Source organism: Halobellus ordinarius (genome assembly GCF_031823395.1).
Lineage (GTDB): Archaea > Halobacteriota > Halobacteria > Halobacteriales > Haloferacaceae > Haloquadratum > Haloquadratum ordinarius.
In genome coordinates this window covers 98,841-124,042 of record NZ_JAVQKJ010000005.1, presented here as the reverse complement: position 1 = coordinate 124,042, position 25,202 = coordinate 98,841, and the positions used below count along the sequence as shown (strand labels likewise).

At 65.2% G+C, this 25,202-nt stretch carries 21 protein-coding genes and 4 pseudogenes; 7 read left to right on the top strand and 18 right to left on the bottom strand.

All coding sequences use genetic code 11. The features are described 5' to 3' along the window. Positions 1 to 7: 7 nt before the first annotated feature. Complete coding sequence (locus tag RJT48_RS07190; RefSeq protein ID WP_311171589.1) at positions 8 to 1,084, bottom strand: mechanosensitive ion channel family protein; 1,077 nt, start codon at positions 1,082 to 1,084, stop codon at positions 8 to 10. Positions 1,085 to 1,286: 202 nt separating this feature from the next. On the opposite strand from RJT48_RS07190, the gene trmB reads away from it, so the two are divergent. The 4 genes from trmB (at position 1,287) to RJT48_RS07170 (ending at position 5,953) form a co-directional block, all read left to right on the top strand. Further along, positions 1,287 to 2,345 (top strand): HTH-type sugar sensing transcriptional regulator TrmB, encoded by a 1,059-nt coding sequence (trmB, locus tag RJT48_RS07185; protein WP_311171588.1) that lies wholly within the window; start codon positions 1,287 to 1,289, stop codon positions 2,343 to 2,345. 109 nt (positions 2,346 to 2,454) lie between these two features. After that, on the top strand, positions 2,455 to 3,612 hold the full coding sequence (gene priS, locus RJT48_RS07180) for a DNA primase small subunit PriS (protein ID WP_311171587.1): 1,158 nt from the start codon (positions 2,455 to 2,457) through the stop codon (positions 3,610 to 3,612). Between the two features lie 10 nt (positions 3,613 to 3,622). Next, positions 3,623 to 4,609, top strand: a complete 987-nt coding sequence (locus RJT48_RS07175; protein ID WP_311171586.1) for a hypothetical protein — start codon at positions 3,623 to 3,625, stop codon at positions 4,607 to 4,609. 102 nt (positions 4,610 to 4,711) lie between these two features. Then, a complete protein-coding gene (locus tag RJT48_RS07170) occupies positions 4,712 to 5,953 on the top strand; it encodes an MFS transporter (protein WP_311171585.1) in 1,242 nt (413 codons plus the stop codon). A gap of 3 nt (positions 5,954 to 5,956) precedes the next feature. Here RJT48_RS07170 and RJT48_RS07165 read toward each other — a convergent pair whose 3' ends face one another. From RJT48_RS07165 to RJT48_RS07150, 4 genes and pseudogenes are all read right to left on the bottom strand, one after another. Next, positions 5,957 to 7,567 (bottom strand): outer membrane protein assembly factor BamB family protein, encoded by a 1,611-nt coding sequence (locus RJT48_RS07165; protein ID WP_311171584.1) that lies wholly within the window; start codon positions 7,565 to 7,567, stop codon positions 5,957 to 5,959. Between the two features lie 417 nt (positions 7,568 to 7,984). Next, a pseudogene (locus RJT48_RS07160) lies at positions 7,985 to 8,206 on the bottom strand (cold shock domain-containing protein); the annotation flags it as partial. Then, positions 8,186 to 8,374: pseudogene (locus RJT48_RS07155) on the bottom strand (cold-shock protein); the annotation flags it as partial. The pseudogenes RJT48_RS07160 and RJT48_RS07155, both read right to left, overlap by 21 nt. A 215-nt stretch (positions 8,375 to 8,589) precedes the next feature. Beyond that, positions 8,590 to 8,880: pseudogene (locus RJT48_RS07150) on the bottom strand (hypothetical protein); the annotation flags it as partial. 92 nt (positions 8,881 to 8,972) lie between these two features. Between RJT48_RS07150 and RJT48_RS07145 the strand changes: the two are divergent. Further along, positions 8,973 to 9,275, top strand: a pseudogene (locus RJT48_RS07145) (non-histone chromosomal MC1 family protein); the annotation flags it as partial. Positions 9,276 to 9,436: 161 nt separating this feature from the next. Here RJT48_RS07145 and RJT48_RS07140 read toward each other — a convergent pair. The 10 genes from RJT48_RS07140 to RJT48_RS07095 form a co-directional block, all read right to left on the bottom strand. Beyond that, positions 9,437 to 9,910 carry a CAP domain-containing protein gene (locus tag RJT48_RS07140; protein WP_311171582.1) on the bottom strand — a complete coding sequence of 158 codons (474 nt, stop codon included), beginning with the start codon at positions 9,908 to 9,910 and terminating at the stop codon, positions 9,437 to 9,439. Positions 9,911 to 9,913: 3 nt separating this feature from the next. Continuing rightward, positions 9,914 to 11,722, bottom strand: coding sequence for a protein phosphatase 2C domain-containing protein (locus tag RJT48_RS07135; RefSeq protein WP_311171581.1), 1,809 nt, complete (start codon positions 11,720 to 11,722; stop codon positions 9,914 to 9,916). Then, the gene (locus RJT48_RS07130) at positions 11,723 to 12,943 is read right to left on the bottom strand and encodes an FHA domain-containing serine/threonine-protein kinase (RefSeq protein ID WP_311171580.1); all 1,221 of its coding nucleotides are present in this window, start codon (positions 12,941 to 12,943) and stop codon (positions 11,723 to 11,725) included. It lies immediately after the preceding gene. A gap of 6 nt (positions 12,944 to 12,949) precedes the next feature. Beyond that, a complete protein-coding gene (locus RJT48_RS07125) occupies positions 12,950 to 14,173 on the bottom strand; it encodes a vWA domain-containing protein (protein WP_311171579.1) in 1,224 nt (407 codons plus the stop codon). Positions 14,174 to 14,312: 139 nt separating this feature from the next. Next, positions 14,313 to 15,245, bottom strand: coding sequence for a double zinc ribbon domain-containing protein (locus RJT48_RS07120; protein WP_311171578.1), 933 nt, complete (start codon positions 15,243 to 15,245; stop codon positions 14,313 to 14,315). A gap of 95 nt (positions 15,246 to 15,340) precedes the next feature. Further along, the gene (locus RJT48_RS07115; RefSeq protein WP_311171577.1) at positions 15,341 to 15,664 is read right to left on the bottom strand and encodes a hypothetical protein; all 324 of its coding nucleotides are present in this window, start codon (positions 15,662 to 15,664) and stop codon (positions 15,341 to 15,343) included. 169 nt (positions 15,665 to 15,833) lie between these two features. Next, positions 15,834 to 16,307, bottom strand: coding sequence for a hypothetical protein (locus RJT48_RS07110; protein ID WP_311171576.1), 474 nt, complete (start codon positions 16,305 to 16,307; stop codon positions 15,834 to 15,836). Positions 16,308 to 16,506: 199 nt separating this feature from the next. Then, positions 16,507 to 17,172: a zinc ribbon domain-containing protein gene (locus tag RJT48_RS07105; RefSeq protein WP_311171575.1), complete on the bottom strand. Its 666-nt coding sequence runs from the start codon at positions 17,170 to 17,172 to the stop codon at positions 16,507 to 16,509. A 184-nt stretch (positions 17,173 to 17,356) separates the two neighbouring features. After that, a complete protein-coding gene (locus tag RJT48_RS07100) occupies positions 17,357 to 18,559 on the bottom strand; it encodes a protein kinase domain-containing protein (RefSeq protein WP_311171574.1) in 1,203 nt (400 codons plus the stop codon). Positions 18,560 to 18,668: 109 nt separating this feature from the next. Then, positions 18,669 to 19,877 carry a hypothetical protein gene (locus tag RJT48_RS07095; protein WP_311171573.1) on the bottom strand — a complete coding sequence of 403 codons (1,209 nt, stop codon included), beginning with the start codon at positions 19,875 to 19,877 and terminating at the stop codon, positions 18,669 to 18,671. Positions 19,878 to 20,067: 190 nt separating this feature from the next. Here RJT48_RS07095 and bcp point away from each other — a divergent pair, with 190 nt between their 5' ends. Then, complete coding sequence (gene bcp, locus RJT48_RS07090; RefSeq protein ID WP_311171572.1) at positions 20,068 to 20,544, top strand: thioredoxin-dependent thiol peroxidase; 477 nt, start codon at positions 20,068 to 20,070, stop codon at positions 20,542 to 20,544. A gap of 177 nt (positions 20,545 to 20,721) precedes the next feature. On the opposite strand, the gene RJT48_RS07085 is transcribed toward bcp, so the two are convergent. After that, positions 20,722 to 22,983: a CDC48 family AAA ATPase gene (locus RJT48_RS07085; RefSeq protein WP_311171571.1), complete on the bottom strand. Its 2,262-nt coding sequence runs from the start codon at positions 22,981 to 22,983 to the stop codon at positions 20,722 to 20,724. Then, positions 22,980 to 23,228 (bottom strand): Hsp20/alpha crystallin family protein, encoded by a 249-nt coding sequence (locus RJT48_RS07080; RefSeq protein WP_311171964.1) that lies wholly within the window; start codon positions 23,226 to 23,228, stop codon positions 22,980 to 22,982. The genes RJT48_RS07085 and RJT48_RS07080 overlap by 4 nt, the downstream gene beginning before the upstream one ends. A gap of 169 nt (positions 23,229 to 23,397) precedes the next feature. On the opposite strand from RJT48_RS07080, the gene RJT48_RS07075 reads away from it, so the two are divergent. Continuing rightward, the gene (locus tag RJT48_RS07075; RefSeq protein WP_311171570.1) at positions 23,398 to 24,168 is read left to right on the top strand and encodes an alpha/beta fold hydrolase; all 771 of its coding nucleotides are present in this window, start codon (positions 23,398 to 23,400) and stop codon (positions 24,166 to 24,168) included. A 65-nt stretch (positions 24,169 to 24,233) separates the two neighbouring features. Here the strand turns inward: RJT48_RS07075 and panB are convergent, their stop codons facing one another. Next, the gene (panB, locus tag RJT48_RS07070) at positions 24,234 to 25,052 is read right to left on the bottom strand and encodes a 3-methyl-2-oxobutanoate hydroxymethyltransferase (RefSeq protein WP_311171569.1); all 819 of its coding nucleotides are present in this window, start codon (positions 25,050 to 25,052) and stop codon (positions 24,234 to 24,236) included. Positions 25,053 to 25,202: the final 150 nt, after the last annotated feature.

The following is a 25,202-nucleotide window of genomic DNA, read 5'->3' as shown; positions in this document are numbered from 1 at the left end:
CTTCGGCTCACTCCGCCTCGAACCCTTCCGAGGAAGGGTCCTCGTGACCGGCATTTGATCCGACCGGCCGCGACTGTGACCGGTCACCGACAGTTGCCTCCAGCGTACCGCTGGTCTCGTCGAACACGAGGTGGCGGTGGGGGTACGCGAACTCGATCTCCGCATCGGAGTCGTGGAACGTGTCCGCGATTCGGTCCCGGACGTGGGACTGGATCGTGGGGATCTTGTACGGTTGCTTCGCCCAGTAGCGGAGCCTGAGTTCCACACCGTCGTCCCCGAACGAGGTTCGCAGGACGGTCGGCCGTGCCGGATAGCGTGCGCTTCCGATACGGATGTCGGGGCCGCCGGTGATGACCGGCCCGACATCGGCGGCCGCACGCCGCATCAACTGCATCGCTCGGTCGATATCGGATTCGTAGGTGACGACCACGTCGAGCTTCAGCCGAACCCGTTCGTCCTCGGCGGAGAAGTTCGTCACCAGATGCTGTCTGATCTCTGAGTTCGGGATGACGAGAAAGGTGTTATCGAGGGTGAAAAGCTTCGTGTAGCGAATCGTGATATCGTCGACGAAGCCCCGCTGACCGTTGTCCAGTTCGATCATATCGCCGATCTCGTAGGGCTGATCTGCCAGGATGAACAGGCCGTTGATCGTACTCCCGACGATCGGTGCGAGCACGATACCGAGGACCGCAGAGAACACCGTCACCGAGAGAACGATATCACCGATCTGAAAGCCGAGTACGCCCGCGGCGACGGTGGTCGAGAGGAACACGACGGCCAGCCGAATTAGTCTGAGTACCGTCTGTGCGACGCTCTCTCTGGGGAACTGCCGGGCGACGGACCGGCCCAGAAGCTGAACGACGTACCGTGATACGAGCACACCGCCGGCGATAATTACAGCGGCGAGGATCCACCGCCAACCCGGGAAGAACACCCACTCCGGAAGCGTGCCCGTGGGAGACGTCTCCGGCGTGCCGGCTTGCAACACAGCTACCTCTGCGATCCATCCCCATCCCGCTTCGGCCCAGGCATCTCCCGTGCCCCCTACCGCCGCTGTCCCGAGGAGTGCCGGCTGCGACCACATACCTCCGACCACGAGAGCCCCGGATAAAAAGGGTCGCTCGCGACTGGCGGTCACAGGTGAGAGATAGGGGCTGCGAAAGCAAAAACGAGCGGCTGATCCACCACCGGCCGACATCGATCTGGGCTGGAATACCGGCGTTTCGTAATCTCGTGCTACTCAAAATATAGTAAATAGTAAGTAGGCAGGCCGAGCAGACCCGTCTATGACGGAGGAACTCCACGCGACGCTCGAGGGAGTCGGAGAGCGGTTCGATCTCGGCGAGTACGAAATCGAAGCGTACCTGGCCGTACTCGAACACGGGGAACTGACGGCTTCGGAAATCGCAGATCGGACCGAGATCCCACAGCCCCGGGTGTACGACACGGTTCGAAGCCTCTCGGACCGGGGGCTCGTCGAACTCCGGGAGTCGCGGCCGATGAAGATCGTCGCCGTCGATCCGGAGGACGCCTTCGGCAACGTCAAACAGTCGCTGGAGGATCTCATCTCGGAACTCGAAGCGCGGTACACCGCCCCTGCGCGGGACACCGAAGCAGTCTCCCTCGTCAAATCGCGGTCGACGATCCTGCGGTACGTCGAGGAGATCATCGAGAGCGCCGAGTACGAACTGGTGCTCTCTTTGACCCCCGATCTGCTGCGTCGGTTCCGCGACGACCTCGCGGCAAAAGTCGACGCAGGCGTCAGTGTGGATCTCCTGGTGACTCCACAGTCGCACGCGCCCGACCCAGAGGAGTTCGACTACCTCGAAGTCGCGACCGTCGCGCGTGCCCGCCGCGGTATCACCACCCCGGTCCTCGCTGTCGCCGACGGCAACTACTCGATCTACGCGACCCAGGACGCGCTCCGCGACGACCGCGACCGCTACGGCGTCATCTTCAACCGTTCGGCACTGGGGTTTCTGGTCTCGGGCTTCTTCGGGACAGTCCTGTGGACGACGGCGGAGACGCTCGCTGCCGACGGCAAGCGTCGACCGTTCCCCCGACGGTACGCCTCGATCCGCCGCGCCGTAAAGGACGTTCGCGAACTCGAGGGGCCGTTCTACGCGTCGGTGACGGGTCGCGACGTCGAAACGGGCGATCCGGTGGTCGTCGAGGGCGAGGTGCAGACTACCCGGTTCGAGGACACCGAGGAGGTCGCCTCGCTCAACCTCGAGACCGACGACGGCGTCCTCGAAATCGGGGGCCTGGTCGCGGCATTCGAAGACGTCGAGGCCCAGGAGATCCTCCTCGGGCGCGACGGGATTCCGGATCGCGAGCGGCTCTGAGACTGGTCGACGTCCCCAGCCGCCGGTATTCGACGCCCGGCGTGTCGAATTCGTTCACGCCGGCGAGGCACAACGGCTTTACTCCTCCCTCCGCTATCGTCATCGACCGATGGAGGCGCGCACGCGGACGTATCTCGAAGGGCGCTTCGGCGACTACTACCGCCGGAGCGACGTCTCAGTGCCGCCCGCCGCCGATCGTCGCGAGTGGGGACACATCCCCTGGAGCGCCGGGCGGACGACGATGATCCGCCACCAGTCGCTGCTCGATATCGGCGACCTCGACGACTTCCTGCACCGGACCGCGCCCCGGCACGTCTACTTCTCGTCGGCCCGCTTTGCGGATCCCGGCGCGTCGTCGATGGACGAGAAGGGCTGGCAGTCCGCGGATCTCGTGTTCGACCTCGACGCCGACCACCTCCCCGGCGTCGACCCCGAGGAGACCTCCTACGCGGAGATGCTCGCGGCCTGCAAGACGGAACTCCGTAACCTCCTTTCGTTTATCGACGACGACTTCGGATTCGCGGACACCGAGGTCGTCTTCTCCGGCGGACGCGGTTACCACGTCCACGTCCGCGACCCTGCCGTCCGGGAACTCGACAGCGAGGCCCGCCGGGAGATCGTCGACTACGTGCGCGCGATCGATCTCGACGTCGACGGGCTGATCACCACGGAATCGAACCGTGGGACGACCCGCCGGATGCTCCGCCGCCACGGAGGGTGGGGCGCGCGGGTCCACCGACGGCTAGTCGACCTCGCCGGGCGCCTCCGGGAGATGGAAGAGACGGCCGCCCTCGAACGGCTTCAGGAACTCGAAGGCATCGGCGAGGGGCGCGCGAAGACCATCCTCGGACAGATCCAGCACAACTTCGAGGCAATCCGCGAGGGCAACGTCGAAGCGGGAGGTCCCGGCACGCGAATTCTCGTTGACGCGCTTGCGGCCGAGGCAGTCGAAGCCGAGAGCGCGCCGATCGACGAGCCGGTGACGACCGACACGAAGCGGCTGATCCGCTTGCCCGGGAGCCTCCACGGCGGCTCCGGGCTGGTGGTGACACCGCTCGATCGGGCCGACCTCGACGACTTCCGGCCGCTTTCGGACGCGATCCCCGACCGATTCCGCGGCCGCGAGATCAGAGTCGACGTCACCGATCCGGGCCCGACTACGTTCGACGGCGACACGTTTACTATCCCGGCGGGCGAGCAATCCGTCGAGGAAAGCCTCGGGATATTCTTGATGACCCGGGGACGCGCAGAGAAGATCAAGGAGTGACCCACAACATATGGATTTAGACGAGTTACGGGGCGTCCGGCGGACTGAGCGCCAGAAGGACAGCCTCCAGCATCTCCGTGACTCGTTTTACGAGGACGTCGCCGACTACATCGCCGAGCGCAAAGCCGAGCGCCAGCGCGCGGCCGAGGCGGCCGACGACCCTTTCGGCGACCCACAGGTCGGCGAACTCACCGACGAGATCGAAACCGCAGAGGACGTCGTCGAGGCGATCTACGAGCGCCGCGTCGGCAAAGTCGTGAAACTCGCGTCGTTCGCGGCCGCGGATATGAGCACCGACACTGCCGGACTCACCGCAGAGGAGCGCGCCCTGTTCGACGATCTGGTCGCGCGCATCAAGCAGAACCGGAGCGCGGTCCTGGATGTTCTCTCCGGCGAAGGGGCCAAAAGCGCCGAACCGGAAGCGACCGCCACCGCAGACGGAGACCACGGCGCTGCCGACGGCGCACCGACCCCGCCGCCGGTCCCCGAGGAGTCTGCGGAGTCGGAGACGAGCCCGGAGGACGTACTCGCGGCGGCGATGGGCGAGGAAGCGACGGGCTTCGAGCCCGACGGCGGCTCCGAGTCCGCATCGGGCGGACCGAATCCCGTTCCGGACGTGCCCTCGGACCCGTCACCGTCGGGGGCTCCGGAACCGACAGCGGACGCGCCTGTCGCGGACGCCTCCGAGAGCTCCGACACCGACCCGCCGGTCCTCGAAGCCAACGGCGAAACCGCTGCCGAACCGGATCGCCCGGCGTCGCAGGTGGACGCCCAGGCGGATCAGGGAGCCGGCGGAACCGCGGCTGCCTCACGGGCAAGGGGCGATCGCACCGGCGAAGACCCCGACCGTGTCACGCTCCGCATCACCGAGGACGTCGGGCGGATTCTCGCTGTCGACGACCGCGAGTACGACCTCGCTGCGGAGGACGTCGTGACCCTCCCGTCGACGAACGCCGGTCCCCTTATGGATCGGGACGCCGCCGAACGGCTCGACTGAAGCATCTCCGCGGATCGACTTTCCGCGGAATATGAGGTCGATTTCTGAGGAATTTGACGTCGTGACCGACAGGACTATTTTCGAACTCCATCAAGCCGCACTGTGGTGGATATCTGGCCGACAGACGCCCCCGATCTGGCCGAGGATTCGACGTGGCGGATTGTAACCGTCGCGGTCGGCTGGCTGTTACTGCTGTTCGTCGGTGCGTACCTGATCACCCCGGCCAGCATTCTCACGCTGCTGATGGCCGACCTCGGCATCACCGAGGCGACGGCCGCCGCACTCGTCTCGATGCCACAGGTCACCGCGACAGTGATCGGCATTCCCATCGGCGTGTATCTCGACCGGGTCGAGACCCGCGCGGTGGTCCCGGCCGGGGCAGTCATCCTCTTCGTTGGCAGTATCGGGGACTGGTTCGCTGCAACCGACGGGAACGTCTCGCTTTTGATCGGGACTCGGTTGTTCGCGGGCGTCGGGATGTTCATTCTGTGGGTAGTCAGCGTCAATATCGCCTCGAGCACGTTCCCGGTCCACAGGCGGGCGACGGCGACGTCGGTGCTCATCTCGGGCTATCCCGCCGGATACGCGCTCGGCCAACTCGGTGCGCCGCGGCTCGCCGCCGTCATCGGCTGGCCGGGGGTGTTCCCCGTCTTCGGTGGCGCGGTGCTTTTGACCTCGATCGGGCTCTACGCCGCGGGTGGGCAGGTCTCACGGTACCGGACGTCCACGGAACCGATCTCGCTGATCGGCTTCAAGCGGGTGGTGCGAAACCGGAACGTGTGGATGGTACTCGTCGTGACGATCCTCGGCTACTCGCTGTATATGGTCTTCAACTCGTGGATGCCGACGTACATCACTCGCCAGTTCGGCGTCTCACTGGCCGACAGCGGCGCGTTCGTCGCGCTGTTTCCCGCGGTGGGGATTCTCGCACGGCCCACGGGTGGCTGGCTCTCGGATACCGTGCTGGCCCAGCGACGACGGCCTGTCTTCGCCGCCTCGTTCGTCGGTACGACCGTGCTGGCGGTGGCAATGTTCTACAGCGGCACGATCGCGGTCCTGGTCGCGATGCTCGTCCTCGCCGGGGTTTTCATCCAACTCCAGATCGGGCTGTTGTACCAGTCGATTCAGGAGTTCGTCGACGCCAGTGCCGCGGGGACGGCTGTTGCGCTCGCGAGCGTGGCCGGGTGGCTGGGGGCGTTCGTCGCGCCCGTGGTGGCGGGCGAACTGGTCGCCACCGCTGGCACGTACGCCGTCCTGTTCGTCTTCGCGGTCGGGATGGGCGTGGCAGGGGCGCTCACTGTCTGGGGGATGGCCGAGTCCGGCGGCCGTACGACGCTGGCCTGACACTCAGCGCAGTTCCATCCCACACTCCGGACAGAAGTTCACGTCGCCGAAGGCATCCAGATCCGTCCCGCAGTTCGGACAGAACGAAACCGTCGAGGTGGTGTTCTGCGCCTCGGCGGTGTCGCCTCCCGCGTCAGGGTTCCCGTCCGCCGCCGAATCGGCCGCCTCGTCGTAGACGCCCGTCTCGCCGGCGACCTCGGCCGTATCATCGTACACCTTCGTGTTCGACCCCGCCTTCTCAGCCGCGACGCCTCCGAAGGCCCCGGGGCGTTCGGCGACAGGCGAGGCAGTCACGAGCGAGCCGTCCGCCTCGAAGAGGGCCCCGTCGAACGCTGTGACGGGACCGTCGGTGTCGATCGTGGCCTCGACCGCTCCGGTCTCACGATCGAGCACGTACTGACGCCCGCTGCCCGCGAGCACGACGCGTCGGTCCGCAGCCAGATTCACAAACAGACTCTCGTCGGCGAAAGACCACGCTGCCCGCCCCGTTTCGGTGTCGACTGCATACAGCGTATTGCTCGAAAGCGTCAAAACAGGGTCGCCTTCGCCAGCAATGTCGTTAATCGTCTCGTCGACGGGGAACTCCCAGTACGGACTCCCGGTGGCACCGTTCAGCCGATACAGGACGGCCTCGTCGTCGTGGTAGTCGTCGGTGCCGACGTAGACGTCCCCGTCGTCGGCTGTCAATCCCGCCGTCGACCAGGTTTGGTTCTTGAGGTCGATCTCCCACAGCGTCCGGCCGGTGTCCGGGTCGAGTCTGACGAAACTGTAATCGTGGAGATCGGGCGTCTCGACGCACCCGTAGACGTTTCCGTCCTCGACCAGCAGCTCCTCGAAGTCGTAGTACTCCTCGGAGGTCCAGATCTCCCGGCCAGTCACCGGATTCAGCGCGACAGCGGTGTTTTGCTTCCGGAGATACACGGCCGACTCGGTCGGCTCTGCCGAGAGATACGAGCGGCCCGTGTCGTAGGCCCACTGTTCGACCCCCGTCGTACTGTTGAGAGACGCCAGTTCGGTCTCCCGATCCTCGTCGTCGAAGGCGATGTATATGCCGTGGTCACCGACGAGTACGTTCTCAGCCGCCCCGGGCCGGTAGTACCACTCTTCGTCGCCGCTCGCCGCGTCGATCGCGACCACGCCTTCGTCCTGCCATTCCCCCACCTGAACGAACAGCGTTCCGTCGACGTATGTCGACCCCCCGTAGACCGTGTCAGGGAGTGCCTGACGCCACCTGCGAGTGCCGCTCTCGACGTCTTGCGCCCAGACGGTGCTTCCGCCCCGGAGGAATACGGTCTCGTCGGTGGCTGCCGCGACAGCCGAGGCCTGCGTATCCCATCGCAGGTCGGCCGTTTCTGGATCGATCGCGTACACGTGATCGTCGTCTGTGACGGCGAAGACCAACTCCGCACGGTCGTGGTACTCGGTCCGCTGGAGGCTTCCGGTCGTCTCGAGCGTCCCCATTCGGGTTCCGTCGCTCGCCCACAGGAACACCACCCCCGGTCCCGCTGCGGAGTCTTCGTCGATGCCGACGGCGAGCAGCCCCGGCGTGGCGTGATACTGGAGTTTCGTCGCGGTTCCGCCGACGTCCTGGGTCCACTCCGACGTCAGCGACATTCCCGTCGCACCCCTTGCAGTCTGTCGTCTCTCATATCTGCGGTATCGCGTTCGGCTGATTAAAAAGTGTTCAGTCACCCGTCACTTCGAACGCTGATCGGTGCCCGAATTCGGGCACAGCGATAGCGGCGTACCGGCGGTGGTTATCCGTGTCTGTCCGGAGGAGTACCGCGCCTCTCGTTACTCTCCGACCGTCAGTTCGCTCCCACAACCCGGGCAGAAGTCCGGATCGGGGTACGCGGCGAGTGCCTCGCCGCAGTTCGGGCAGTACGCTGGGTCTTCCCCGTCGTACACGTCGGTCGATTCGGCCTCCCCGTAGACTTCGGTGTGCGTGCTGTCCTCCACCTCGCTCGCTCCCATCTGCTCGTAGACGTCGGTGTTGTCGTCGCCCCCCTCATCGTCTGGACCGTCCGGATCCCGCCGGACGTGTATCGCTCGCGGCCCCTTCTCGGCGTGCTCTACCTCGAATTCGACCTCCTCGCCCTCTTGGAGGTCCGGGCCATGGGCATCCTCCATATGGAAGAACACGTCCTTCTCGACGTCGTCAGACTGGATAAAGCCGTATCCGCCCGTATCGTTGAAGAAGTCGACCTCCCCGCGTACCGAGTCGGTCGGGGTTCGTCGGACCTTTGTCGTCAGGGGGCCCTTCTCGGCGTACTCCACCTCGAATTCGACTTCCTCGCCCTCCGTGAGGTCCGGGCCGTCGATGTCTTCCATATGGAAGAACACGGCTTCGTCGACGTCGTCGGACTCGATGAACCCGTACCTACCCGTGTCGTTGAAGAAGTCGACCTCGCCACGTAGCATTTCAGTTGGCTAAACGACACGTGTGCAAAAAGCTCTTTTCGTCGTCTCGTCGGTGACGTCGGCCTGTAGGAGGTCACTGTGTGGCGATTTGTTGTGCCACGAAACTCTCCACGAATCTCCGCTCGACAGTATCACTCCCTGTAAATCCGTGTCTCGTCCCCGTCCTCTTCCTCGAAGCTATCCTCGGACCCGGCGTCGTGTTCGGCGACTTCCGTGGAACCATCGCCGATCCTGGCGGCTATCAGCCGATCGCGAATTCCCTCGAGCCGCTCGTTTGCGCCGTCGGCGAACGCGTCGAGCTTCTCCGTCGTGACGGCACCCTGCGCTGTGGGCTCGATCAGCTCTTCTTCCTCAAGCACTTCCAGCGAGTATCGGACCTTGTGTTCGGGTATCGACAGGTCCTTCGACAGACGGACGATCCCGATCGGTTCGTCGGCGGCGACAGTCCGGAGAACTCGAAGGTGTCGATCCAGCATCTCCACTTCGCTCTCGATTCTGTCGATCACACACCCTCATCTCTCAGGAATGTATTGATACTGTCGACTGTTTGATCGCCGACAGTTTATTCATCCTCGTCCAATATACTCCGTACACATCGATGGCACGAGACGACGGCACGCGAACGTTTACACGGCGACTGACGGACGGGAGCGAAGCGGGAGAGTTCACGGGACAGCGACCCAGACAGGCCGCAATGAAGGTGGCGCGACGGCTGGAACCGGCAGACAGCGAAGCGGCGGCGACCCCCGAGGAGATCAAACTGCGGGAGCGGGGGACCGACGACGTGCACGTCTACGACGCGTGGGCGTGGCGTGAGGCTGCCGACGACGACACCCCGCAGTGGCTTGGTGACGAGATCACGGAGGCGAACGTCTCGAAGAAACGAGTCGAAGACGCTGACGGCGGCGGGAGCGCGTCGGGACCCGAGGAGGACGGCGGCAGTCCGTCGGATGCCGCAACCGACACCGGCACCGAAACCGAAGTGTACGAGTCGTCGTCACCGTCGGACGAGACACGAATCTACGACGCCTGACGGAGGTCGAGCGCAGATCCACTCCCGGCCTACGAGAAGTTCTGCGTGACGAACAGCTGTTCGGGCGTCGTCGACTCCCGGACGCTGGCGCCGATCCCCTCCCGTTTCCAGTTCTCGTCGAGGAGGTTCTCCCGGTGCTCCGGAGAGTTGAGCCACTGATCGACGATCGCCTGCGCCGTCTCCACGAGGATCCGCGAGCGATCCTCCTCCGGGCGGCGGTCGATCCGGCTCAGAGGAAACGATCGCTGGGCGATGTTCTCGCCCCAGCGGTTGCGTCGTGGGTAATCCACGTGGTACTCGTGGGCGCGATAGCGATCGCCGATGTCCCGGCCCTCCGGCGTCGTGTGCGAAAAGAAGACCCGATCGACCATATCAGAACTGTGACTCCGCGCGATCGTAGCGAGGTCGGCGTCGTATTCGAGTTCCCGCAGTCCTCGATCGCTGCGGACCTCGTTGACGTAGTAGTGCACCAACGATTCGACGTGGACTGGCCTCGTCACCATTGCTCAGAGCCGAAACTCGAAGACGCAGTCCTCGTGTCGCTTGCCGAGGGCGAGCAGCGTCCCGGAATCCAGCGGTGGCGTTCGCGTGTGTTTGACGCGCTTCCACTCGCCGGCGGCCTCGACGTAGGTTCCACCGCTGGACTGATCCGCGAGTCGCCACTCGTCGTCGCCAGTCAGTACCACCCGGGCGTGAACGCGTGAGATGGTGTTGGGGCCCTCTATCTGAACGTCGGCGTCGCTTCCCCGCCCGAAGGTATCGCCTTCCGTGACCGTGTACGATTCTCCGGACGCGGCTACCAGGCGGACGGTCGGGTACTCCTGCTCTGCTGAATCGCCTCCCTCGGCATCATCTGCGGCCCCTTCGCTCGGCCGGGCGGCGGATTCGTCGGGTGCTTCGTCCGAAGTCTCCCCGTCTCCGGTGGTCTGTCCCGCCGATGCCGACCCGTCCGGTTGCGTGTCGGGTCCGTCGGTCTCAGCGGCTGCGCTGTCGGCCGATTCTGCGTCCTCGGCCGGCGTAGCAGATCCGCCTGACGTCTCCCGTGAATCTGCAGCCTCCCCGCCGGTTGCCGCCGCTTCGGGGTCCTCGTCGCCTGTCATCGTGTCGGCGTCGTCGGTGCTCGCGTCCGCCGCTTCCGAGGCGGCTGCCGACTCGCCGTTGGCGGAGGCTTCGGGCGGCTTCTCGGCCGTCGATTCCGCTTCCGACTCCGATCCCGCTTCGCCGTCGTCGGAATCCTCCGGCGGGATGATCTCCGTTTCCTGACTCGTGACGTCCTCTTCCTCCCGTTCTTCGAACCCGCGTGGCGGCAGTGGGTCGGGCGTCGGCGGCAACGTCTCCCCGCGAGCCAGGAGGATCGAGAGGTTGTCCTTGCCGCCCTTCTCGTTCGAGAACTCGATGAAGCGTTCTGCGGTGGCGTCAAGCGAGTCGCCCTCCAGGACGATCTTTTGGATGTCGTCGTCCGTGACCACTGTCTCCTGTATCTCCTGGGCGACGGCCTCCTTCTGGTCGTCGGTGGCGGCCTGATAGCGTCGGTGCAGGGGATCGATGTCGGGGTAGGCGTCGATGAGGCCGTCACTCGTGAAAAGCAACACGTCGTCCTCGTAGACCGCCACCGACCCGGTGTCGACCTCGACGCCGTTTTCCGGATCGCTGAACGACGTCCCGCCCACTGCACGCCTGATCTTGTGGCTGTCCGGATGCACCAGCGCCTCTGTTTCGTTGACCGCTCCGGCGTCTTCGAGCGCCTGGACCTCGGAGTGGTCCTTCGTCAGCGGCGAGATCCGCTCCGCTGCGGTGTTGATCACGTACGCGCGGCTGTCTCCCACCCAGCCGTAATGGAGTCGGTTCCCGTCGTAGATTCCGGCGACGACTGTCGTGTAGGCCCGGAACGGATTGTTCGGATCCGCGTTCTCGTCTTCGGCGGCCTTCGCGTACTCGACGATCCGGGCCTGGGCCGTCTGGACGGCGTCTTCGATGGCTGTCTCGGGATCGACCCGGTCGCCACCCGGACTGACTTCCGCCGGGATGTCGATGTCGGCGTCGCTCGGATCCTCGGTGAGCGTGGTGACGACGTACTCTGCGAGTTCCTGGCTTATTACGGACGTCGCGAGATACGACGCGACGTCGCCCGCGTCCTCGCCGCCGGCCCCGTCGGCCACGACGAACAGCCCCGCCTCCCGCTCGGTACTCCGGTGGATGTCGTCGAAGACGAGCGCCGCGGTGCTGTCCTCGTTGACGTACTGTTCCCCGGGCGGGAGCCTCTCGTTTTGTTTTCGCTTCCGGTCCCCCAGATCACAACGTGACGCGTAGTACATTCAGTTCTCACCCTGGAAAATAAACCACGTCTGCTTGTCGTAGTTCGGATCGACCAACGCGAAGGTGTCGCCGGGTTCGAGCCGCTTGGAATCTGTCGTCGCCTCGACGTCCCGGCCTTTGCTGCGTAGCTTTTGCCTGCCGTTCGGCGACAGGATCTCTACCCAATCGCCGCCTTCGTGGTAGTACGTGCCGTTCGTGCTCTCGTCTTCGAGCATCCACGACCCCGTCGCATCGCGGGTAATCCGACAGTGAACGCGAGAGACGTACTTCGCCGGAATGGAGATGCTGGTCTTCGGCGGGTCGTCGCGGCCGATCGTGTCGCCGTCTTCGATCTCGTAGGTGTGATCGCTCCCGACGTGATACAGCGCCGCCGTCTGTGGCGGCGTGGGATCTTTCCGTTCGAGCGCGTTCTTGAGCGCGGTCGCGCTGCTGTACCGTTCTGTCGGATCTCTCGCGGTCGCCCGCTCGACGATGTTGTCGAGGTAACTCGGACTCGTGCCGCCGACGTCGCTCGGAGTGAGTCCGTCCGTCTCGAACTTCTGGGCGGTGATCATAAAAAAGAGGATCTTCCCGAGGGAGTAGACGTCGCTCCACGGCCCCTGGTCGCTGTCGATCCCGTCCGGAAGCACCTCCGGCGGCTTGAACGCGGGGTCGCCGCCAACCTCCGTGTTGGTCCCGCTATCGGACGTCTCGTTGCTTGCCCGGGAGAGATCGGACACGTCGACCTGCTTTGCCGTCGTGAAGTCGATGATCGTCGGCGTGCGCTGACCGTCGAGGAGGACGTTGTCGGGCTTCAGATCGCGGTAGACGATCTCGTGCTGGTGGAGGAACGACATCGCATCGCAGATGTCGATCCCGATGTCGCGCGCTTCGTCGGCGCCGAACCCCGATCGATCTTCGACGATTTCGCCGAGTTCGTCGCCGCCGACGAAGTCCACGACGAGGATCACGTCCCCGTCGTTGGAGACGCTGTCCTTGAGATTCATCAGGTTCGGGTGGCCGCCGACGGTCCTGATCTCCTTGAGCGCCTGTAGCTCCCGGTTGACGTACTTGTCCAGGAGCGTCTCGCTGACCTTGTCGTGGCGGGGTATCTTCAGTGCGACCTCGTCGCCCGTCGTCCGATCCTCGGCCAGCCATACGCGGCCGAACCCCCCGACGCCGACCTCGTCTTTGAGCCGATAGTTGCCGATGATCGCCCCCTGCTTCGGTTCCGTGCTCATAGCCGATTATTGGAACGCGTCTTCGTCCGGAACGATCGTCGACCCCTGTTTGGCTTCCTTTTCGGCCTCACCCTTCCCGCTTTCCTCGACGTTCGTGACGCTGGTTTCGAGGTTCGTAGCGATCTGGGTGTCGCCCGCCACCGCGTTGACCATCTCGGTTTTCTCTTTGGCCTCGTTGAGCGCCGCCTGCGTGTCCGCCGTCGCGAGCGTGGTGCGCGCGTCGGCGTCGTGGTACTTCGCCCAGACGTCGATGTTCCGCTCCTGCTGGAGGTCCGTGTCGGCCGTGTACTCGACCTGGAGGCTCTCCGAGAGCGACTGCTGCCCGGCGTCCAGGTGGATGTCGCCCAGTTGCACCTCGCCCTCGGGCCGCCCCGGGACTTCGAGTTCGAACATCACCTGCTGTTGCTGACGCTTCAGCAGGTCCGGCAGCCCCACGGCGTACGTGCCGCCGGCCTCCTGCAGATTTACTTCCTGGACCTGCGGCCGCCGGCGGAACGCCCCCAGCACTTCGACGCCGCTCACCGCGTCGATCCGGACCTGCGGGTTGCTGATGACCGTCTTGCCCGCGTCCTCGATGGCGCTGCCGAAGAACTGCAGGATGCCCTGCGCGTCGTCGAGGTGGTCCCACGACCCCTGGGAGGCCTCGCCGATCGTCTTGATCGTCGGCTGGTCGTACGCCGCGCCCAGTCCTGCGGAGACGATCGAGACCCCGTTGTTGCCGATCTCGGTGGCCAGCGGCTCGAAGTCCGGTGCGTCCTTCTCGTTGTCCTCGCCGTCCGAGAGCAGCAGGATGCGCTTCGTCGTGTTCTCTCCGCCCGGGAGCCCATCGAGCATATCCCGGGACCGCTCTAGGGCGCCGTAGATGTCGGTCCCGCCGTTCGCGGTGATGCCGTCGATCTTCGTCCGGACGTCGCCCTCGTCGAGGTCCCCGAACTGCTGGATGTCCTGGGTGACGGACGTCCGGCTGTTGAACGAGACGATCCCGAGGTGGTCCTCGTCGTTCAACAGCCCCAGCACGTTCTTGGCGCCCTCCTGAGCCTGCTCGATCTTCGCCTCCCCCGTGCTGAACATCGAGTCCATCGAGCCGCTCCGGTCGATGCAGATCACGACCTGCCGCGTCGCGGTTCCCGGCTGACTCCCCGGATCGATGTCGACTTCGGCGAAAACAGTGGACCGCTCTTCCGGCGGTACGTACGGGCGATCGAGTTCAACATTCATACTCGTCGTCATGTATGAGTCGATTTCTCTCCGGATACCATAACCTTTTGGGAGATTGTACTCGCTCCTGTCCGGCGTTATGAGTCGCTTACTGCCGGTGGGGCCTCGCTACACGAAGAGAAGAACCCGTCCGCGTCTGCAGGCGAGTCCGTCAGTTGTCCAGCTGCACGACTGCCGTCACCGCGCCGGCGCCGAGGTCGATCGTGTCACCGTCGTTCAGCTGTCGTTCCTCGTCCTGATCGAAGCCGTCGCCGTTGTACTTCGTGGGGTTTCGCCCCTCGTTCGTCACGTAACAGTCGTCGCCGTCGACGCGGAAGGAGAGGTAGTCGCGGTGGATCTGACGCGCGGTGCTGGCGTCGACGCCTTCGGCCTGGGCCGCCCGCCGCGCGTCGGTCCCGAACACGTCGGCGCTCTTCTCGTCGTCGTCGACGGTGATCTCCCCGTCTTCGATCACGTCGTACGCCTGGGATCCGATTTCGAGAGTGACTGACGGCCCCTCCGAGGCGCCGCCGCTCACGTCGTCGGGGATTGATTCGCCGCACTCCGGACAGAACTGGGCGTCCGCGTCGACCTCGTGGCCGTTCGGACAGGTCGGCGGTCCCTCGTCTTCCACCGCTCCGGCGTCGTCGGGGATCGATTCGCCACACTGCGGACAGAACTGCGCGTCGGGGTCGACCTCGTGGCCGTTCGGACAGGTCGGCGGTCCGCTTTCGCCTCCTTCCTCGCTGCCCGTGTCGAATTCCGTTCCGCGCTCTGTCCCACACGCCGAACAGTAGTCCGCTCCCGCCGCGATAGTGCCCGAACAGTCCGGATCCGGACACGAAACCTCCGGCTTCGATTCGTCGCCGCCGGTATCGTCGCCGCCTCCGCCGCCGGTATCGTCGCCGCCTCCGCCGCCGGTATCGTCGCCGCTTCCGCCGCCGGTATCGTCGCCGCCTCCGCCGCCGGTATCGTCGCCGCCGCCCGGGCCGGATGTCGTCGCGTCCGGGTGTGGGGTCTGGCAACTCGGACACGATCCGCCGGTCTGGTCGGGGTCGAATACCTCACCACAGTTCGGCCGCACGCACTCGACAGTATCTGCCATACGTACAACGTGTTCGCTGTGCACGACATATTCTTTGTGATTGTTGGTTGTCGTGTCACTCCGCGAACGTAGGGTCACTCTTCGAGGGCGTAGGATCACCCTTCGAAGATCTGCGTGTCTCCGTCGCTGAGGTCGCCCGCGTCACCCCGATTCAGCGCGGTCCGAATGTCGTCCTCGCGACGTCGGACTATCGTCCGGATCTCGCCGATCACCTCCTCTTCGTCTCCCTCCATCTCTCTGGCCTGTTCGTCGGATATCTCGTCGGTCAGGACGCCGATCAGCACCATCTCGAGCATCCCCAAAACGTACTCTGTCGAGACCGGCCCCTCGTCCGTGTCGACGAGCGCGAGTTCGACGAGGAACTCCTCGATCGACTCGTCGGCGGCTACCTCCAGTTCACCCCGCAGTGCAGGATCCATTTGGGTCCGGCTAATTTCCCGGGCTTACATTAAGTTACTGTCGGGGCGCGACTCCCTCCGACGCGATCGGCTGTGCTCTCGCCGTGTGCGATCGATATCTCCCAAACGTACGACGCGTTCGCAGTACTGGACATATTCTGACTGTTGATGTCGGCTGAGGGAAGATCGATCAGGAGTCGAAGAGCGTTGTGTCTCCTGCGTCGGCAGCGTCGTCCCGGTTCAGGGCGGCCCGGATATCGTCCTCGCGACGACGGACGATCTTTCGGACGTCGCCGAGGAGTTCCCCCGCGTCGTCGGTACCGACATCGCTGTCGGGGGCGACAAAGCGCTCATTGCTGTCCGATGAGCCATCCGGATGGGGTGTCTGGCACTCCGGACAACTTCCCCCGTTCTGGACGAGGTCAAACACTTCGTCGCAGTTTGGCCGCACGCATTCGACAATTTCACCTCTACCCAACTCTTGGATCTCTTCTCTGGAGATTTCGTCGACCAGTCTGTCGACTAGTGTCATTTCGAGCATCCCGAGGACATACTCCGTCGACATCACCTCCTCGTCGGTCTCGACGAGCGCCATCTCGATGAGAAACTCGTCGATCGATTCGTCTGCGGCTTCCTCCAACTCATTTCGCAGTTTGGGATCCATTCGGGTCCGCATAAATTTTCGATGTCACATCAATTTACTGTCAGCGGACGGGGAAGCGTTGAGAGAGATACTACCAGATGAACAGATGTCCGTGTTTCCTCTCGTTTCGCTTCGATAGTCGGGACGGTTCTGTACCGAAGGCGACACACAGCGATCCACCAGTGAGTATGACGTATCCTCTTTTGTTTACCTGAATTCTTCAAATCTCCGTTCCGCAGTGGGGACAGAAGTTCGGAGCGGATGTTTCCCGCAGGTCCGTCCCGCAGTGCGAACAGAAGTTCGGGACGTCCGAGTGCCCGGGCGTCCGGTCGTCTCCGGGTCCAGTTCCGTACACGTCAGTCTCTGATTGCCCGCCGCTCGGCTCTTCATCGTAGACGTCCGTCTCCGAGTCCGCATCCGGGTCGTAGACGTCGGTGTCCGAGCCACCCGCCGCGTCCGGATCGAACACGTCGGTATCCCCGCCGTCGTCGCTCGTGCCGGCCGACTCCGGGAGCGAGGCCCGTGCCAACGAATTCCGGGCGGTCGCCGCGGTCGAGCGCACCTCACGATCCGTGGCGGTCCGCTGCTGTTTGGCCAGTGCGTCGACCGCCCGGCCGTCGACGCGGCCGATGTGTCCGAGCGCGCGACAGGCGTCCTTGCGGATCGACGTCGAGCGCCCGTCATCCGCGATTTCGGCGAGTTCGTTCACACACTCCGTCATTTCCTCCGGGGCGACGTACGCCACCTTCCGGGCGGCGCTCGTCGCGTGGCGCCGCTCGTCGTAATATGCAGCGGTCAGAGAGTCGTTGATTTCGTCGATCTCGTCCACGAGCGCCCGCGGGTCCGACTCGGCCCGCCGCCTGAGCGAGGCAGCCTTCGACGACATTACCTGATGTATCTGTTGGTGAGGATAAATATACTGTGGGCTCGCAGCGCGAAATCCGGTCACGGGAGCACTTCGCCGTGGTGATCCGAGAGGGTGATTCGTCATACTGGTTACTCTCACGTTTTACCGCCGAGCACCACCCCCGTTGACGGCGCTCGGCGGGAAGAGACGAGAGTAATCAGTATCACTCCTCGTGGAACCGCAGCGTCAGCTCGAACTCCGGCGCGACCGGACGCACGAGGGTGCCGTCGGTCAGTCGCTGTCGGCGTGGCGGTTGCCGACTGTCGGCGCCGCGGTCGACGCCCGCGTTCTGCTGTTTCCGGAAGCCGCGATCCGAGAGCGCGGGCTTCCAGCCGTCGCCGCGGTCGACGTACGTCCCGTTGGTGCTCAGATCCCGAAGGCTCCAGCCGGTCCCCCAGGCCTCGAACCGGGCCTGTTCGGGAGAGACGTACTGCTCTCCGTCGGGGAGCACCAGATCGGCCGCGTCGGTGTCGCGACCGAGAATGTCGCCGGATCGGACCTCGAACGTCTGGCCGGTGTCGGTGTGTTCCAGACGGGCGGTCTGTGTCTCGCCGCGGTGGACCGCTCGGAGCGCTCGCTCGAAGGCCCGGCAGGAGCGGAAGCGCGACTCGGGGTACCGGGCGGTCGCGCGCCGGAGGGCGTTTGCCAGTCGCTCCGGACACGACGCAGCGTCTGAATCGACATCGACCGTCTCTGACGTGCGGCTCTCGGAGCCGTGTTCCTCACCGGTCAGGAGGTACGCGAGCAGGTGGCCGCAGGCGTAGACGTCCGCCGGTTTTCCCGTCTCGATGTCGCTCCCGTCGTCGGGCGTCTGTTCGATCGGTTTGAAGGGATTCTCGTAGAACAGCGTCGTGTCCCCCTCGGCGGTGGCGGCGGTGTTGAAATCGATGATGACCGGGTCGCCGCGCTCGGTGAGTCTGACGTTCGTCGGATTGACGTCGAGGTGGAGCACGTCGTTGTCGTGGAGGAACGCGAGCGCGTCGCAGATCTCGGTCCCCATCCCACGGACGGTGTCGATACCGGGCGTGACCGTCCCGCGATCGACCGCGGTCTCCAGCATCGGTCCGTCCAAGAGATCCGTCACCAGAAAGGCGTCGTTCTCGGAGATCCGGCCGTCGTGAGCGCTCACGACATTCGGGTGTCCGCCGGCCCGCTGGACTGCCTGCAGGGCGTCGAACTCGCGCTGGAAGTGCCGCCGGGTCTGTTCCCAGTCGTGGGAGGTTCCCCGCGAGACCTTGATCGCGACCTCGCGGTCCTCGTCGGTGTCGCGTGCCCGCCAGACGGTCGAAAATCCCCCGCTACCCAGGCGTTCGAGGAGACGGTAGCGGTCGATGATCGTGACGCCGGGGGCGGGGTCTGGGAGCATTCCTGTATGTCCTCTCCTGTCGTTCGCCGTTCATTACCTGTTCGGTCCGTCGCCGTCGGCCGGTCAGGGCGCGCCAAACGACGTGGCCGTCGAGTTCGGGCGGCGGCCCTCAGGGAAATTCGAATCCGCAGCCGGAACAGAACGACGGCTCGGACCACTGTCTGAGGTCTTCGCCGCAGTTCGGGCAGAACGACACCGCGGTCGAACCGGGGGCGTCGTCGGCGTGGGTCCCGCCCGTCGCGTCGGGTCCGCCTGTTACGTCCGTCCCGCCCGTGGCCTCGGCACTGTTCCCGCCCGTGGCCTCGGCGCCGCTCCCGCCCGTGGCCTCGGCGCCGCTCCCGCCCGTAGCCTCGGAGGCGTTCCCGCCACCAACGTCTGCGGGCGCGACCTCGGTGGTTTCGGGCCCGTCGAACACCTGCGTCTCCTCGCCGCCGGCCTGCCCTCCACCCGAGTCTGTGGTGTGGGCACCCGTCCGGCCGGCGAGATACTCCTGAATCGCCTCGACGCGCTTTCTGTCGTCGGACCACAGCGAGACCTCCTCGTCGTCGCCGGCGGCGAGGATCTCAAGGCGGTCGTCGTACAGTCCCGGCGCGAGATCCATCGACGGGTGTTCGGTGAGTGCGGCCAGAGACGCCAGCGCGCCTTCGACGGCGGTCGACTCGCGGGATCCCAGAAGCGTCGACAGCGAGTCGCCCTCCGGTCGGACGGTCGTCGACTCCGCGGCCGCGAGGCCGTACGTCTTGGCCGCGTGGCCGCGGATCTTCAGGTATTCGGAGTCGTCGTCGACGACTTCGACGAACTCCGCGAGATGGGGAGTGATCCTGCCGGGTGCCTCGTCTGCGACCTTCGAGAGCGCGTAGTGAGCGTTGTTGCGTTCCGGCTGTGAGTCGCTGTCGGTCCGCGAGCGGAGGAAGTTCAGAACCTCGTCGTCATCGACGGCCGCGGCGACGACGGCGTCGGTGAAACTGAAGAAGCGCCACGGCTTCATCGTGAACTCGAAGAGGGTCTCCGCGACGGGCACCACCTCCTCGGGCGCGACGAGACCGATCTGACTCAGCGTCTCTCCGAGGTACGACTGCCGCGTGGAGTCCTGGTCCGGTTCGGTGACGCGGGACCGGAACTCCGGGGCGTACTCCCGGAGTCCGGCGGCGTGGTCCTTCGAGTGGGAGCTCAGCGCCTTCGCAGCGACCCCGCGGGCCTCCTCGTCGTCGCTGTCGAGGAGGTCGATCAGCGTTTCGACGTCACTGTCGGTCAACTCTTCGTCGCCGGCGCGCTCTTTGAGATCTTCCGCTCGGTCGAGATCTGTTGTCGTAGTCATACGAATCGTCTGCTACCTGAACGCTCACGTTCGTTGAAATTATCGGTTGTGTTTGGCGGCGCTGGAAAGCGGCAGACGGTGGCAAGAATCGGACGGGACACGGAACCCCTGCGTACGACAGCGAACGGTACGGGCGACCCCCCAACGCGTCTTCGACGTCTTGAAGCCGCCGACCGCGCAAGGGAGGACGATGCTAGATCCCGGCGACCCTGCCCCCGACTTCGAGTTGCCCGATCAGGACGGCGAGACGGTCTCGCTCTCCTCGTACCGTGGCGAGTACGTCGTGGTCTACTTCTACCCGCGAGCGGACACGCCCGGCTGTACGACGGAGGCCTGCGGATTCCGAGACGCCTACGACGAGTATGCTGCCCGCGACGTGCGTGTCCTCGGGGTTAGCGACGACCCCGTCGACGATCTGGCGCCGTTCGCCGCGGAGTACGACCTCCCGTTCCGCCTGCTCTCCGACGAGGATGGCGCCGTCTCGACGGCCTACGACTCCTACGGCGAGAAGAATATGTTCGGCAACACCTTCGACGGCGTCTTCCGCAACACGTACGTCGTCGGCCCCGAGGGCGACATCGTCTTCGCCTACGAGGGCGTCTCCCCGGAGGGTCACGCCGAGCAGATTCTCGCCGATCTTGACGAGGTCCTCGACGGCGACGACTGACCCGGCCGAAAGCGGCGAAACCAGTCGGTGGGGACACCGCGTTTCCGGTGAAATAAACAGAAAATCGTTTCTTAGTTTTCCAAGACGGAGCCGCGAGCGATCGCGTATGCCGACCGGCTTTCGGCGTCGAAAACGTAAAAATCGTCGTGGGACCCGGCTATCCGCAGCCAGCCGCCCCTACTGGAAGGTGCGGCTGACGCCGGCCTCGGGTTCGCGCTCGACCTCGCTGGTCTGGAAGCGCTTTTCTATCTCCCGGTAGCGTTCGCGGGTCTCCGGGGTGACGCTCGGACCGACCTGGTCGAGGGCCTCCTCGAAGTGGTCCATCGTCACGCGGACGTTGCCGATCGATTCGGCCACTTCCTCGCGGGAGACGCTGTTGATGAACTCCCGGGATGCGGCCATCGAGGCTTCCCGGCAGACGGCCTCGATGTCGGCGCCGACGTAGCCGTCCGTCCGGGACGCGAGGGCGTCGAGGTCGACGTCGTCGGCGAGCGGCTTTTCGTCGGTGTGGACCGCGAAGATCGCCCGGCGGGCCTCCTCGTCGGGGACGGGCACGTGGACGTGGCGGTCCAGGCGGCCCGGCCGCAGCAGCGCCGAGTCGATGAGGTCCGGCCGGTTCGTCGTCGCGACGACGACGACGTCTTCGAGGGTCTCCAGCCCGTCGAGCTCCGTCAGCAGCTGGGAGACGACGCGCTCGGAGACGCCCGAGTCACCGGTGTTGCTGCCGCGCTCGGTCGCGATGGCGTCGATCTCGTCGAAGAACACCACCGTCGGGGCGTTCTCGCGGGCCTTCTGGAAGATCTCGCGGACGCCTTTCTCGGACTCGCCGACGTACTTGTCGAGCAGTTCCGGCCCCTTCACCGAGATGAAGTTCGACTCGGACTCGTTGGCGACGGCCTTCGCGAGCAGGGTCTTCCCCGTACCCGGCGGGCCGTACATCAGCACGCCCTTGGCGGACTGCATATCCATCGCCTCGTAGACCTCGGGGTATTCGAGCGGCCACTGGATCGTCTCGCGGAGGCGCTCTTTGGTGTCCTCGAGGCCGCCGACGTGCTCCCAGTTGACGTCCGGGACTTCGACGAACACCTCACGCAGGGCCGAGGGTTCGATCCCCTTGATGGCCTGCTTGAAGTCCTTCGAGGTGACCGTCAGCGACTCTAAGATCTCGGCGTCGATCTCGTCGGATTCGAGGTCGAGTTCGGGGCGAATGCGCCGGAGGGCGTTCATCGCGGCCTCCTTCGTGAGACTGGCGATGTCCGCGCCGACGAACCCGTGGGTGTTGTCGGCGTAGGCGTCGAGGTCGATGTTGTCCGACAGCGGCATGTTCCGCGTGTGGACCTGGAGGATCTCCTTGCGGCCCTCCCGGTCCGGCACGCCGATCTCGATCTCGCGGTCGAAGCGGCCGCCCCGGCGGAGTGCCGGGTCGATCGCGTCGACGCGGTTGGTCGCGCCGATGACGACGACCTCGCCGCGCTCGTCGAGGCCGTCCATCAGCGAGAGCAACTGCGCCACGACGCGGCGCTCGACGTCGCCGCCGGCTTCGCCGCGCTTCGGCGCGATGGAGTCGATCTCGTCGATGAAGACGATCGCGGGAGCTTCCTCTTCGGCCTCCTCGAAGATCTCACGGAGTTGCTCTTCGGACTCGCCGTAGTACTTCGACATGATCTCCGGCCCGGAGATCGTATGGAAGGAGGCGTCGATCTCGTTGGCGACGGCCTTCGCGATGAGCGTCTTCCCGGTCCCCGGCGGGCCGTGGAGGAGGACGCCCTTCGGCGGCTCGATGCCGAGCCGCTGGAACAGTTCGGGGTGCCGCATCGGGAGTTCGATCATCTCCCGAACCTGTTCGAGTTCCCTGTCGAGGCCCCCGATGTCCTCGTAGGCGACCGAGGGCGTGTCGCTTTCCTCCTCGGCGCCCGCAGCGATCTCTTCTGCGGGCGTCTGGCTGATCGACACCTCGGTGGAGTCGGTGACGACGACCGTGCCGCTCGGCTCCGTGGAGGCGATCTTCAGCGGGATCGGCTGACTCGACGACGACATAAAGCCGAAGCCGAAGGGGACGCGGATGTTCTGTCCCTTCGTGACGGGCTGGCCGGCGAGTTTATCGCGGAGGTGAGCACCGATGTTGCCGCTGATCCGCAGGTTCTGCGGAAGTGCGACGGAGACCGCCTTCGCGGGCTTGACGTCGGCCTTCTCGACCTCGACGTGGTCGTCGATGCCGACGTTCGCCTGCTGGCGAAGCCGCCCGTCGATTCGGATGACGCCCGTGCCGCTGTCTTCGGGGTATCCCGGCCAGACACGGGCAATTGCGGTGCCGCCCTTTCCCTCGATCCTGATGTAATCGCCGCCCTCCAGATCGAGTTCGGCAGCCGCCTCGCGGTCCATCGCCGCCAGGCCGCGCCCGGCGTCCTTCTGCTTGAGTGGCTTGACAGTGAGCTTCATTTCTCGACCGTGATCGTCAGTACGCCGTTGTTCGTCTCGACCGATGCGTCCGATCCGGGGAGTTCGAACTCCGCTTCGGAAACTCCCTCGGGCGTGTCGGCGACGACGATCGCCGTCTCCCCGACGACGTCGACGTCGATGTCCTCGTCGGCGAAGCCGAGCTCAGCCGCGAGAACCCAGCTGTCCTCGTATTCGTACCGGCGGACTATCTGCTCGTCTTCGCCGGCCAGTTGCTTGGTACTCATCGTGATTCCTAACTCCACGTTAGTCTCATTCATATTTAAACCTTTCGTAGACTAATCGCAGGACAGCGGTCGAAACTCGGAACGATCGGTCGAATTGCGATTCGGCCATATTCGACCGATGGGGATGCCGATCGGGGGTTTATACTCCCACCGGACCTACCGTTTCAGTATGGAAACGGTCACACACCACGGTCGGGAGACCGCTTACCGGGAGTTCGATCGAGGGGCAAGCGGTCCGCGCGTGCTCGCTGTCCACGGCAGCGGCGGGACACACCGCGTTTGGAGCGCCCAAGCGGAGCTGGCGTCGGACTACCCGTTCGTCGCTCTCGACCTCAGCGGGCACGGCGGGAGCGACGACGTGGCGGCCGAGCCGGGGTACGAGACGCTCTCGGCGTACGTCGACGACACGCTGGCCGTCGCCGAGGCTGTCGATCCCGACGTGCTCCTCGGCAACTCCCTCGGCGGCGCGGTCATCATCACGGCGCTCCTGGAACGCGAGGTCGACGTCGACGGAGTAGTTCTCGCGGGGACGGGCCCGCGACTGCCCGTGCTGGACGATCTGCTCAGATGGGTCTCCGAGGACTTCGATCGCGTCGTGGAGTTCTTCCACGAACCTGATCACCTCTTTCACGACGCCGACGCCGCCACGCTGGACGTCTCGCGGGCGGCGCTACGGAAGACTGGCCCGGAGATCCTCGAACGGGATTTCCGGACGGCCCACGGCTTCGACCGGCGCGGGGACCTGACTGCGATCGACCTTCCGGCACTCGCGATCGTCGGCGAGTACGACCGGCTGACGCCAGTCCACTACCACGAGGCGCTCTGCGAGGAACTCCCGGACTGTGACCTAACTGTCCTCGACGACGCCGCGCACCTCGCGATGCTTGAATCCCCCACGGCGTTCAACGACGCAGTGCGGTCGTTCCTCGCGGAGTTGTGACTGGAGAAATTTGCCGCGTCGTACCCGCTCTGCTTCCACGCCCACAAATTCGCCGCGTCGGGGACCTACGCTTCGTTGTCCGTCGCGCCGGCCCCGTCGCTGTCGGCCCCGTCGTCAGGGAACGATCCTGACTCGACGGCCTCCCGGTACGCCGCGGCGGCATCGCGCATCTCCTCTCTGAGAGACGCAAACCGCCGTGCGAAGGGCGGCGACCGCTCGCTCAGACCGAGAACGTCGTCGACGACCAGTACCTGGCCGTCGCAGTCCGGGCCAGCGCCGATGCCGATCGTCGGGATATCGAGTTCGGCGGTGATCTCCGCCGCTAGCTCCGCGGGCACGTGTTCGAGGACGATCGAGAACGCGCCGGCCGCTTCGTGCCGCACCGCCAGATCCAGAATCCGCTCGGCATCCCCCTCACCAGTGCCCTGCTTCTCGTAGCCGAGTTCCTTGACGCGCTGCGGCGTCAGACCGACGTGCGCCATCACTGGGATCCCGAGTTGCACCAGCCGCTCGGTGAGGTCGACGGTGTGGTCGCCGGACTCGATTTTGACGGCGTCGACGCCGGCCTCCTTCAGCAGCCGACCGCAGTTCCGGATGCTCTCGCTTTCGTCGACGCCGACGGAGAGAAACGGCATATCTGCCACGACCAGCGCGTCGTCAGCCGCGCGGGCGACCGCGGCGCTCCGGGAGCGGATCTCGTCGTACGTCACCGGGAGCGTCGAATCGTAGCCCAAGGCGGTGTCACCAGCGCTGTCGCCGACGAGGATCATATCGATGCCGACCTCCTCGAGGACGGACGCCGTCGTGGCGTCGTAGGCGGTCAGCATTGTGACCGGTTCTGCCTCGGGGTGGGCCCGTTCGCGGATGTCACGTACCGTCGTCACGGGGTCGACTTTCCCGCCGGAGCGATTAAAGGATTCGTTGTCCCGACGGACGTGGCCGATCGTGTGACGATCAGTCGGCACAGCCGTTTGTGGCGAACAGTCGGCACAGCTGCTTTTGCGACGGTTTCCCGCCTGGTTCCCACGCCGACG